The sequence below is a fragment of the Pseudobacteroides cellulosolvens ATCC 35603 = DSM 2933 genome, from assembly GCF_001262605.1.
GTDB classification, from domain to species: domain Bacteria; phylum Bacillota; class Clostridia; order Acetivibrionales; family DSM-2933; genus Pseudobacteroides; species Pseudobacteroides cellulosolvens.
The window spans coordinates 6,339,103-6,351,501 of record NZ_LGTC01000001.1; the positions used below are offsets into that span (position 1 = coordinate 6,339,103).

The following is a 12,399-nucleotide window of genomic DNA, read 5'->3' on the forward strand; positions in this document are numbered from 1 at the left end:
GGAAGGATGAAAGAGTATGGATTATAAAAAAAACAAGTATTTCAAAGACCTTGATTTTGGTAATCATCTTTCTATTACAATTGAAGATTTAAAAAAAGTTGAAGATGCTGTGGGAATTAGTTTCCCACAGCAATACAAAGAGTTTATGCTATTTTCTAACGGTGCAGTTGGTGAAGTAGGTGATAGTTATTTAACTATATGGGAACTTGAAGATGTTGAGGAGTTTTATGAAGATTGTTGTAAAGATAACTTAGATAATATAGTTTTATTTGCATCTGATGGTGCAAAGATGGGCTATGGGTTTGATAAAAACAAAAATGAATATATTGTTTCAGTACCACTAGATTCACTTGAAATTGACTATGTAGGGTTCTGTGCCAATACATTTCATGAATTTATAGAATACTTATATAACTTCAATTGGGATGAAGAATAGTTTGAAATATCAGTTGAAAGATGAGGAAATTAATATGAGTAGTAGTGAAAAGGAAAATAATAAATACGATGAAGCAAAAGAAAGCTGTAATGTTGTTAATAGACAATTAAGAAAAAATGACCCTGCTTTAAAAGGATTGCAAATACATGAAATTGAACCTATAAAACTTGGGGGTAATCCTACGGATATATCAAATAAAGTTTTTTTACCTCGTGAGAAACACGCAAAAGTAGTTGTATGGTGGAACAAAAAGATAAGGGAAGTCAGGGTAAAATTGGAGGAATAGCAGTGAATAATTATGATAATTTGTTGGATAAAATGGAATTAAATCCCCCTTGCTCAAATGAGATTATTAATGAAGTAGAAAAAAATCTTAAATTTTGCTTTCCAAAGGATTATTTGAACTTTCTTTTAACTGGTAATGGCGGAGAAGGTTGGGTAGGAGAAAATTCATATCTCTCATTATGGAAAATAGATGAGATTATATCTTTAAATGAAGCATATGAAATAAACGAGTTTGCTCCAGGTCTTATACTATTTGGCTCAGACGGGGGATTAAATGCTTATGCGTTTGATTCAAGGAACGAAAGTACCATCGTTGAAGTTCCCTTCATAGGTATGGATTTAATAGAAGTAAAGAATTGTGGTAGTAATTTTGTTGAATTCCTAAAGTTTTTAAATAAAAGTGGATAGTTCATCTTCCATTTTTAAGGTATGAAATTAATGCATGGAAAAATTATACTTGTATGTGATTTTACACCTTATGGCAACAGGAAATTAAAAAGTTAAATTTTAACAAAAACAATAGTATTAGTATTGTTTTTGTTAAAATTATACTGTGGGCATGTTTCAAAAGCGGCAACTTTACCCCTATAAGGGGTATGGCAATGATTCGTGAATTTTACAGCCATAAGACATAATTTTCCTAATTGAGGTAGTGGGAGCATCCGTGCGACCAGCGCAAAGTATATGGGAATTATTACTTTCTTCTGCAATAATTTTAATTATTTTATTAAGTTGTTTCTGTTTACTTGAACTTTTCAGTATGATATAATTTTAACGAATTAAATAGGTGATGGAGTTCGCCATTAACTGCTACTATGCTAATGACTCCTACATAATTTACGAAATTGTATTTTATGTAGGAGTTTTTATTTTGAACTACTTTTAATTTCAAAGAAAGAAGGGTTTTATGTATGAAAAGTATTAAATTGTTGCATACTTTGAAAGATATATCAAAGTACATACTTATTGGAAGTATTATAGGTGTTTTGGTCGGAATTATTAATGCTGTTTTTCTCAAAAGCCTCGAATATGTCTCAGAAAGCAGGATACATTATCCTTGGATTATCTTTTTTCTTCCGCTTGCAGGTGTATTTGTAAGTTTTATTTATATTAAATTCGGTAAAAACTCTATCAAGGGAAATAATTTAATTCTTGAGAAAATCAATCAAGAAGACGTTACAGTTCCTCTAAGGATGGCACCTTTGGTTTTTATAGGAACGGTATTGACTCATTTATTTGGCGGTTCTGCAGGTAGAGAAGGTACAGGCGTTCAAATGGGCGGCAGCATTGCCAATTGGATTAGCCAAACACTAAAGCTAAATAAGCAAGATAGTAGAATTATATTAATGAATGGCGTAAGTAGCGGCTTTGCAGCTGTTTTTGGAACACCTTTAGCAGGTACAGTTTTTGGACTTGAGGTTGCAGTTTTAGGATTTATGAGCTATGAGGCTATCATTCCTTGTTTTATAGCGGCATATATCGGGAACGCTGTTACTGGGCTTCTAGGATTAAACCACAGTCATTATGCTATACAAAATTACATAGGTATAACCCCAATAAATTTCTTTAAAATTATTTTAGCAGCAATAGTTTTTGGATTGGTTAGTAGAACTTTTAGCAAATTAACTCACAAATTAAAAGATCTCTTTAATTCGAGTTTTGAAAATGCTATGGTAAAAAGTTTTATCGGGGTATTATTATAATTGTACTGGTTTATGCTGTTGATTCCCGAGATTATATTGGGTTGAGTTTGCCATTGATAAAAGAATCAATAGGTGGGCATGTTTCTCCTTTTGCTTTCGCTTGGAAATTAATTTTTACTTCTATAACATTGGGAGCAGGCTTCCAAGGAGGTGAAGTAACCCCATTGTTTGTAATTGGGTCTACTCTCGGTAACTTTTTAGGGGATCTATTAAGTATTTCTCCATCTCATCTGGCAGCATTAGGGCTTATAGGTGTATTTGCTGGTGCAACAAACACTCCTATCGCATCTTTCATACTGGGGGTTGAATTGTTTGGGGGTACAGGGATTGAGTTCCTGTTTGCGACTTGTGCTGTAAGTTACTTCTTTTCAGGGCATACAGGCATCTATTCCTCTCAAAAAATCGGGAGAAGTAAATATTCTCTCAGAGATATTCCAACTAATATAACTTTGGGAAATTTATCGAGAAAGAAAAAAAGCCATGTTCTTAAAACAGATTTCAGGTTAACCGGTCAACTTCAATTTGGTAAATCTAGTGTTGAATTACCTGTAACACACGGATTAAATCTATTTAGAATTAAATCAAGTATGAAGGGATTAATTTTAAATCATCATTCATTTAATCCAGATGGAGCCAGTTGGAATTCTCCCCCACTTGCCGGCAAGGAAAAGCTTATAATTTCTCCGAATTGTGATGAAATCTATGCAGTTCAAGTAAACGAAGTGTATGGAAAACTTGATAAGGTCGTACTGGTGAACTCTAATCTTTTTTTAGATATTAAAGTGAACTGTACAATTGTTGAAAATTCTTCAGAAGAAATTACTAAAGTACCAACTATTAACGATGATGATCTTACTACTAAAAAGTTATCAGGTCAGTTCAAATGGGGTACTTCTTCTTTTGAGTTAGAAAGTAATATAGGTATTAATATATATAGAATTTGTGTTTTGGGGAATACCATAAGATTAAATCACAGTTCCTATAATGCTGATGGACATTTCTATTCCCTACCACCTCAAAACGGTCAAATTGCTCATAGAGATTTATCAGTTGGGACACATGTGGTTACTGTCGATATTGGTACATCATATGGAGAAAAGGACATTATAACGATTGTTAATGGTCACTTTTTTGAAGATATTGAAATACAATACAAAAAGATTAATGATGAGGAATTGGATGATTCAGAAGAAATGGATGATCTGGAAGAGATTGTGGATTAATGATTAATCATCAAAACATAGCTATATTTGAAAACAATTCGTATATGGCTATGTTTTACTTGTTTATATATCCACCAATTAGAAGATTTATTAAATAGGATTTTTTACTACGTTTCTGCTATAATTTTGCCAATATCATATAAATCATAGCCACCTATACCTAAAAGTTCCATCTTAAATTCTTCAGAACGTATTATTTCAAGTACTGCTTGAAACGGTGGTTTTTCAAAATCTTCTTTTTTTATAACAAGATCATATCTTTCTTTCTGTAATGGAATAAAATCAACACCCTGTACCTGTAAAGCTACCTTTTCATTACCAATTCCCAGATCAGCTCCTCCCCGAGCAACAGTGCTGGCAACAGCCAAGTGAGAAAGACATTCTCGACTATATCCTTTAATAGAGCTACCGAAATATTTCAAAAGTTTTAAGTGTTCATCTAACAATACCCTTGCACCAGAGCCTTTTTCTCTGTTTACTATGGTTATATCGGGCCTCTTTAGGTCTTCCCAAGTGTTAATATTTTTAGGGTTACTTTTTGCTACATAAAAACCTTGCATACGACAAGCAAGATGAATAATAACTGTGGGGATTCCCGGAAGTAAATGTTTTACAAACGGAATATTATATTGTCCTGTTTCGCTGTCCCAAAGATGTGTAGTAGCCATCTGAACGTTACCATGATATAAAGAATATAAACCATTGTAACTTCCTATATAAGCTCGCAATGCCTGAACTCCTTTAGGGTGGCATTCTAGATAACGTGATAAAATATCAAGAAGAATATCTTGTCCGCAAATAATAAAACCATCTCTGAAAGGTTTTATGTCATTATTTAATAGGTGCGAATTTGCTGATTGAGTGATATCATTAGTTAAATTGCTTTTTTGACTTTTACTTTTAGATTTATATTCTTCAACATCGTTTAGGTCTACCCGGACTTTCCTACCTATCCTATATGCGTTAAGTTCTCCACGTTTAATTAATTCATATACAGTATTTTTGGCTATTTTAAGGATATCAGCTACTTCTTGTGGTGTTAATGATGAACAATCTCTCATTTATCTCACTTCCTTAAACTGTTTCTCTATACTATAGCAATAATCAATCTGATATGCAATATTAAAGTCAAAATGCTTCATTAATAATCTTATGTATTTATATAGATACGCCTTTTAAATAGCGGTATATAACTATTATGAGTATAAAAATAATATTGTATGAAAATTCATTTAGTTATAAAATATGAAGCAAAATCAAACTTCTATTGCAAAATGACTTGATTTTACACTTGAAGGTGTTTATAATGAATACAACATGATAAAATCTAATATTGAATTGTGTTATGTCATGCCACGTTATTTCTTGCCATGTTTGCAATGAATATTGCATGTCTAGTTAGTAAGTCACTAACTTTAATTAAATTCATATAACTTATTAAAATCAAAAAATTGAAAAAAGGAGTTGGTCATATGTCAAAATGGTCTATTTCATTGATATTTTCTTCCTTATTTTCTTTAACTCTATTATTAAGTGGATGTGGCTCATCAGTGAATACAATAAATAATACTGACCCAACAAAAAATCAAACAAGTATAGTACAATCGGAAAAAAGCACAACCAACATAAAAGAAAATAGCAAAACAGAACTGACAGTTGCTGCTGCTGCTGATTTGGTAATAGCATTTAAAGAAATCGGAGATCTTTATGAAAAAAATACAAGTATTAAATTAAAGCAAATATTTTCTTCTTCAGGCACTGCAAGAGAACAGATTGAGAATGGTGCACCTTATGATGTATATGCCTCAGCAAATATTAAATTTGTGGACGATTTAATAGAGAAGGACAGGATAATTGCCGATACTAAAGAATTATATGCTATTGGGCGTGTTGGTGTTGCGATAAAGATCGGAAGCACATTACAAGTAAAAGAAGTTAGCGATTTGTTAAAGCCGGAATTTAAGAAAATTGCAATAGCAAACCCAGAACATGCACCTTATGGTTTGGCTGCAAAACAGGCTTTAGAATCATTGGGCTTATGGGAAAAACTAAAGGATAAAATGGTTTTTGGAAAGGATATTCAGGATACATTAACACTAATAAAATCAGGTAATGTAGAAGCTGGATTTATTTCTTTATCAGTTGTCAAAAAAGATGAAGTAACTTTTTTACTTATTGATGATAAGTTGCATAAACCGCTACAACAGGCTATAGCTGTTGTTAAAGGAACAAAGTCTGAGAAAGAGGCACGAATTTTTATTAAATTTGTTAATGGAGAGTATGGAAGGGAAATCATGAAAAAATATGGTTTCGTCCTTCCTGAAGAAATAAATGAATAATGTTAATCTCTTTCCACTGTTTTTATCGTTTCGTGTAGCGGTTACAGCAACATTTATCAGTATCCTTTTCGGTTTGCCTATAGCTTATTTTTTAAGTCGTAAACAAGGAAGAATATCAGATTTTATTGATACTTTGACAAACTTGCCTGTTGTATTACCTCCGACTGTACTTGGCTATTATTTACTCGTACTACTCGGTCGGCAATCCTGGATCGGTAAATTTCTCGAAGAGCAATTTGATATTATGATAGTATTTACCCCTATGGGAGCAATTATAGCTTCAACAGTTGTATCCATCCCATACTTGATAAAATCTTCAAAAACTGCCTTGACGGAAATAAACGAAGATTTTTTGAATGCTGCAAGACTATTAGGAAGAAACGAACTAAACATATTTTTAACTATTATGATCCCTATTGCCTGGCGAGGAATTATATCAGGAATAACTATGGCTTTCGTAAGGGCTTTGGGGGACTTTGGTACAACATTGATGGTGGCTGGAAGTATTCCAGATAAAACATTGACAATGCCAATTGCTATTTATGATGCATTACAGGCAGGAAATAAAGATATGGCAAATATGCTTGTACTTATAATGACAAGTGTTTCTATTGTTGTTTTGTATATTGTCAATCGATTGGAAAAGAAGATGAAAAAGGGGTGACACTAAAATGCTTGAAGTATCTATTAATAAAACAATGGGTAATTTTTCGTTGCACTCTTCATTTTCCAGCGATAGAGGAGTACTGGGAATACTCGGTTCATCGGGTTGTGGCAAAAGCTTGACCTTAAAGTGTATTGCAGGACTACATAGTCCCGATAAAGGAAAGATAAAACTTAATGGAAAGGAGTTATTTAATTCTGATGTAAAAGTAAATATACCTCCACGGAAAAGGAATATTGGTTACGTGTTTCAAAATTATGCACTATTCCCACATTTAACAGTATACAAAAACATTGCGTATGGGGTCAAACACTTAGATAAAAAAATACGTCATGATAAAGTTATTGAAATGATTGGAAAAATGCAGCTTTCCGGCTTTGAAAACCGTTATCCTTCACAATTATCGGGAGGGCAACAGCAAAGAGCTGCTCTCGCCAGGACATTGATAACCGATCCGGAATTACTGCTTTTAGACGAGCCTTTTTCTGCCCTTGACAGTCATATAAAGCATTTACTGGAAAAGGAATTATTAAGTGTAATTCGAAATAACTATCATGGGATTGTACTGCTTGTGACGCATAATATCGAAGAAGCGTACCGTCTGTGCGATAGAATTTTAATTTTTGATAAAGGTAGGTCTATACAAATCGGAAGTAAGGAAGAAATTATTCGTTCACCATCTACATTAACGGCTGCAAGGATAACAGGCTGTAAAAATTATTTTGATGTGGATATTATTGGCGAAGAAGATGGATGCTTTATTACAAAGTCTAAGGGGCTTATATTAAGAGCCAGTAAAACGGCGGCAGAAGTTCAATCGAAAATGGTGGCTGGTGTCCGAGCACATGATTTACATATATCCTCAAAATTTACGAATGAGTTGAATACATTTGAATGTGAAATTATTGAGAAAATCGAAGGAATTTTTTCTACATCAATAATAGTAAACTGCGAAGGCAACATTTTTCAGGTTGAAGTATCAAAACATAATTGTCCTCATTTAATGGGCTGTAAATGCAAAAAGCTCATGTTACATATACCAGAAGATAGAGTTTTCTTGGTAAAAGGTGATCAAAATGAACGGATTTAGGGGGAAATAACCTTATGGAAAAAAAGAAATCTATCATTATGTCTTTAGTAACTGGAACACCTATTGGGTGTTTAGGTGGATTAATCGGATTGGGTGGAGCGGAATTTAGATTGCCTGTTTTAGTCGGTATATTCAAAAAATCGACTCATAAATCGGTGGCTTTAAATTTGGCGGTTAGTTTGGTGACAGTCATATCCTCATTGGCTTTCAGGCTTCCAAATGCTAAAATGAATAATCTTTTACCCTTACTGACTGTAATCATTTCTCTAATATGTGGTTCAATGACAGGAGCATATACTGGTGCCCATTTTTCAAAACGAGTTACAGAAGCCTCCTTTAAGAAAGTTATCCTTGTATTGCTTGTTTTTATTGGACTGTTGCTGATTGTAGAAGGTTTTTATCCTATTGCGTCAAGTGAAGTTCAAAATTATTCTACTGCATTAACCGTTATTATCGGTGTACTATTTGGTCTTGTGATAGGTTTTATCAGCAGCCTATTAGGTGTTGCTGGAGGTGAGTTGATAATACCGACCTTGATAATTGTCTTTGGTGTTGATATAAAAATTGCAGGAACAGCTAGTTTATTAATTAGCTTACCGACTATAATTATAGGAATTATGAAACATGCATCCAATGGTGTATATTCAGTACGTGAGGATATTACACATTTAGTTATTCCAATGGGTATTAGCTCGGTTATAGGTTCTTTCATAGGAACTGTGTTGGTATCATATATTTCTGGCCCATTTTTAAAATTGTCACTTGGATGTATTTTAATTGCTTCGGCTGTGAAGTTGTTTTTAAAGAATTCGCAAAGGTAAACCTTTATGAATATAAAAATATTGTGATTTTTTCATTCGTAAACATTAACAAATTGATTTTTTGAATGTTCATAAAAATCATTGACCATTACGAATAATATTGATAAACTTTTAGTAAAAATACTATCAGGAGAGTTTAATTTGGGACGAAAATATGGATATATAAGGGTAAGTGATAAAGAACAAAATGAGGACAGACAAGTCATAGCAATGAAAGAAATTGGTATTGACGATGGGTCTTATTTTTATTGAAAAACAGAGTGGTAAAGATTTTTCAAGGCCACAATATCAGTTATTAAAAAGGATTATGCAAAAAGGAGATATATTATATATAAAATCCCTTGATAGATTTGGGAGAAATAAACAACAAATACTAAATGAATGGCATGAACTAACTAAAGTTAAAGAAATTGAAATTGTTGTTTTAGATATGCCATTGCTTGATACAACTAAATTTAAAGACCTTAACGGACTAGAAACTTTAATTCAGGATATAGTACTGCAAGTGCTTAGTTGGCTTGCGGAAGATGAAAGAAAAAGGATACGTGAAAGACAACGTGAAGGAATTGATGCTGCAAAAATAAAAGGAAAGCACTTAGGCAGACCAAAGATTTGCTTTCCAGATAATTTTGAAAAGTTTTATAATGCATGGAAAAAAGGTAGTATTACAGCAACTCAATGCATGATCGAACTCAATTTAAAAAGGACATCCTTTTATAAACTAGTGAAACAATATGAAATGATGTGATAAAATGCCAAGTATAAGCGAGACCGCTTATCCCAGATATAAAAGCAACTTTACTCAGAAAGAATTAAATGACATATATACACCAACCCAGAATGAAATTGATTTTGCAATCAATGTAACAAGAGGAGATACAGCAAAATTATGTTTTATTGTCATGCTTAAAAGTTATCAAAGACTTGGATTTTTTATTCCTATCACAGAAATACCAGTACAAATTGTTCAACATATTGCAGAGACTATAGGTATGTCCATAATACCTGATATAAATAATTATGATAGATCTGGAACAAGACCACGACATATTCAAATACTGAGAGACTATTTTAAAACAAAACCATTTGATAAAGTTGCAAGACATATTGTTTCAAAAGCAATGAGGGAGGCAGCAAAAACAAAAGAAGAACTTGCTGACCTTATTAATGTTGCTATTGAAGAGTTAACAAGGAATTATTATGAACTACCTTCATTTAACACATTAGTTAGGTTATCCAGACGTATTCGCTCACTAGTTTATCGTTTCTACTTTAAAACTATTAATAACCGTTTAAATGAAGAAATAAAAAAGCAATATGATATTTTATTGGAAGTTGAACAACAAAAATCGTTTACATCTTGGAATTCTTTAAAAGATGATCCAGGAGCACCTACATTAAAAAGCATTAAAATAATGGTCAATTACCTCGCATGGATAAAAAAACAGAATATCGGTAAAGAAGCATTAGCAGATATCCCAATTATAAAGATAAAGCAGTTTGCATCTGAAGCACAAACTCTGAATGCAGCACAAATGAAGCAACTGGAACCAAAATAAAAAATATGCCCTGATAGCAGCAATGCTTGCAGTTAAGAATACTAAAGCTTATGATGATATTGTCGAAATGTTTATAAAAAAGATGAATAGGATTAAAAATAATGCCAAAGAAGAACTTCAGAATTATAAGTTGGGTCAGTATTCAAAAATAGCAGACAAACTTGTTTTCAAGCTAAAAGAAGCGGTTTTAGTCTGTAAATCAGAAGGAACAAAAGAAGAAAAATATGATAAAATAGATTCCATTATAGCTGGAGAAAAAGCAGATGAGGTTATAAATGATTGTGATTCTCATATTGCGTACTCTGGTAATAATTATTACCCATTCATGTGGAAGCATTATAAAAGCAGTCGTTCGACCCTATTTAATATTTTAGAAAGCATTCCGTTAAAAACAACAAACCAAGATTCCTCTATTGAAGATGCAATAAGGTTTATAAAAAAATATAGAAGTTCAAAACTGGATTGGGTACCTACTATTGAAATAATAAATAAAGGAAAGGAAAACCAATCTCAGAGACAACTCCTTGATTTATCATGGATTCCAGATTTATTTTGGAAGATAATATCTGGCAGCAGTAATCGAAAAATATATCCTGAAAAAATTGACCGAAGACACTTTGAAGTATGTGTTTTCTATCAAGTAATGCTTGAACTTAAAGCCGGTGATTTATTTGTTCCGGGAAGTGATAATTATTCTGATTACCGAGAACAGCTTATTGATTGGGACGAATATAATAAGAATATTGATGACTATAGTAAACGGTTAAACATGAACTTTGAAGCGGATGCCTTTATAGACAATCTAAAGAATTGGCTTAATGAGATGATTACAAATACAGATCAGTCATTTCCCCAAAATGAGTATCTTAAAATTGTAAATGGCGAAGCAGTCTTAAGTAAGCCGGAGAAAAAGAAAAATCCTCAACAGCTTAAAAAGATTGAAGCATTGATTGCTGAAAGATTAGCTCCTGTTAACATCCTTGAAATTCTTATAGATACTGAATATTGGCTTAATTGGACACGGTACTTTAGTTCTGTCTCTGGCCACGAAACAAAACTCGAAGAGCCTGTAGAGAGATTCCTTGCAACAGTATTTTGTTATGGATGTGGTTTAGGACCTTCTCAAGCTTCTAAATCATTAAAAAAGCTTAATAGAAAGCAAATAGCATGGGTTAATCAACGATATTCTAATGAAGAAAAACTGGAAAAGATGATACGGCTTCTTATCGATGCATACAATAAATTTGCCTTACCAAAATTCTGGGGAAACACAAAAAATGCTGCTGCTGATGCTACAAAATGGGATCTTAATGATAATAATCTATTATCTGAGTATCATATTAGGTACGGTGGTTACGGAGCATTAGGTTATTATCTTGTAGCAACCAATTATATAGCATTATTTAGCCACTTCATCCCTTGCGGAGTTTGGGAAGGAGTTTATATTCTTGACATATTTTTCAATAGCAATAATGAAGATAATGAGGATATCCAACCTGACACAATTCATTCAGATACACAAGGACAAAATGAACCCATCTTTGGCTTATCCTATCTTTTAGGAATAAATCTTATGCCAAGGATAAGGAACTGGAAGGATTTGAAGCTTTACCGGGTTAACAAAGATGATAAATATGAGCATATAGACGAGTTGTTTTCTGAAGCAATTAATTGGGATTTAATAAAGACTCACCTTCCTGACATGCTAAGAGTCGCACTTTCTATAAAAGAAGGAAAAATAACACCATCAACCATTCTCCGTAAACTTGGTACATACAGTAAAAAGAATCGATTATATAAAGCATTTAGGGAGTTAGGATGTGCAATACGTACAGGTTTCTTAATGAGATATATAAATGATCCCGAGCTCCGAAGTACCATTCAGTCTGCTACCAATAAGAATGAAGCCTTTAATGGTTTTTCAAAATGGATATCGTTTGGAGGAACAATGACTGAGAATAACCGGGATGAACAACGAAAAATAATTAAGTACAATCATCTTATTGCAAATTGCATTATATTTTATAATGTTTTTAGTATAACAAAGATATTGCAGGAATTGATATCAGAAGGGTATGAGATTGATGAAGCTATTTTATCTTGCTTAAGTCCATATCCTACAGATCATATTAACAGGTTTGGACAATATGATTTTGATTTAAATAGAAAACCACCAAACCTTGAATATTCAGCACAAATAATTAAATCATAAGGCTGGCATTTGGTAAATTATGTCTTATGGCTGTAAAATTCACGAATCATTGCCATACCCCATAATA

Annotated in this window: 11 protein-coding genes, 1 pseudogene and 1 riboswitch; of the genes and pseudogenes, 11 read left to right on the plus strand and 1 reads right to left on the minus strand. The window is 32.7% G+C overall.

Translation table 11 applies throughout. The features are described 5' to 3' along the window. Positions 1–16 precede the first annotated feature (16 nt). From Bccel_RS26190 to Bccel_RS32390, 4 genes and pseudogenes are all read left to right on the plus strand, one after another. The gene (locus Bccel_RS26190) at positions 17–436 is read left to right on the plus strand and encodes an SMI1/KNR4 family protein (protein WP_036945520.1); all 420 of its coding nucleotides are present in this window, start codon (positions 17–19) and stop codon (positions 434–436) included. 1 nt (position 437) lies between these two features. Further along, the gene (locus tag Bccel_RS26195; RefSeq protein ID WP_036945518.1) at positions 438–722 is read left to right on the plus strand and encodes a hypothetical protein; all 285 of its coding nucleotides are present in this window, start codon (positions 438–440) and stop codon (positions 720–722) included. Positions 723–724: 2 nt separating this feature from the next. Then, entirely contained in the window at positions 725–1,129 is a 405-nt protein-coding gene (locus Bccel_RS26200) for an SMI1/KNR4 family protein (protein WP_050753886.1), read from the plus strand. A gap of 369 nt (positions 1,130–1,498) precedes the next feature. Next, a riboswitch (Fluoride riboswitch) is annotated at positions 1,499–1,559 on the plus strand. A gap of 73 nt (positions 1,560–1,632) precedes the next feature. After that, positions 1,633–2,900, plus strand: a pseudogene (locus Bccel_RS32390) (voltage-gated chloride channel family protein); the annotation flags it as partial. An 854-nt stretch (positions 2,901–3,754) separates the two neighbouring features. Here the strand turns inward: Bccel_RS32390 and Bccel_RS26210 are convergent. Next, positions 3,755–4,708, minus strand: coding sequence for a substrate-binding domain-containing protein (locus Bccel_RS26210; RefSeq protein WP_036945652.1), 954 nt, complete (start codon positions 4,706–4,708; stop codon positions 3,755–3,757). A gap of 489 nt (positions 4,709–5,197) precedes the next feature. On the opposite strand from Bccel_RS26210, the gene modA reads away from it, so the two are divergent. The 7 genes from modA to Bccel_RS26245 all read left to right on the plus strand — a co-directional run bounded on the left by modA (position 5,198) and on the right by Bccel_RS26245 (position 12,332). Further along, positions 5,198–5,986 carry a molybdate ABC transporter substrate-binding protein gene (gene modA / locus Bccel_RS26215; protein ID WP_242857014.1) on the plus strand — a complete coding sequence of 263 codons (789 nt, stop codon included), beginning with the start codon at positions 5,198–5,200 and terminating at the stop codon, positions 5,984–5,986. Continuing rightward, positions 5,979–6,650 (plus strand): molybdate ABC transporter permease subunit, encoded by a 672-nt coding sequence (modB, locus tag Bccel_RS26220; RefSeq protein ID WP_036945650.1) that lies wholly within the window; start codon positions 5,979–5,981, stop codon positions 6,648–6,650. The genes modA and modB overlap by 8 nt, the downstream gene beginning before the upstream one ends. Positions 6,651–6,657: 7 nt before the next feature. Further along, positions 6,658–7,740, plus strand: a complete 1,083-nt coding sequence (locus Bccel_RS26225; protein WP_036945649.1) for a sulfate/molybdate ABC transporter ATP-binding protein — start codon at positions 6,658–6,660, stop codon at positions 7,738–7,740. Between the two features lie 14 nt (positions 7,741–7,754). Further along, positions 7,755–8,561 (plus strand): sulfite exporter TauE/SafE family protein, encoded by an 807-nt coding sequence (locus tag Bccel_RS26230; RefSeq protein WP_036945647.1) that lies wholly within the window; start codon positions 7,755–7,757, stop codon positions 8,559–8,561. Positions 8,562–8,793: 232 nt separating this feature from the next. Beyond that, positions 8,794–9,309, plus strand: coding sequence for a recombinase family protein (locus Bccel_RS26235; protein ID WP_338053619.1), 516 nt, complete (start codon positions 8,794–8,796; stop codon positions 9,307–9,309). Between the two features lie 4 nt (positions 9,310–9,313). Continuing rightward, positions 9,314–10,120, plus strand: a complete 807-nt coding sequence (locus Bccel_RS26240; RefSeq protein ID WP_050753887.1) for a DUF4158 domain-containing protein — start codon at positions 9,314–9,316, stop codon at positions 10,118–10,120. A gap of 22 nt (positions 10,121–10,142) precedes the next feature. After that, positions 10,143–12,332: a Tn3 family transposase gene (locus Bccel_RS26245; protein WP_050753888.1), complete on the plus strand. Its 2,190-nt coding sequence runs from the start codon at positions 10,143–10,145 to the stop codon at positions 12,330–12,332. Positions 12,333–12,399 lie beyond the last annotated feature (67 nt).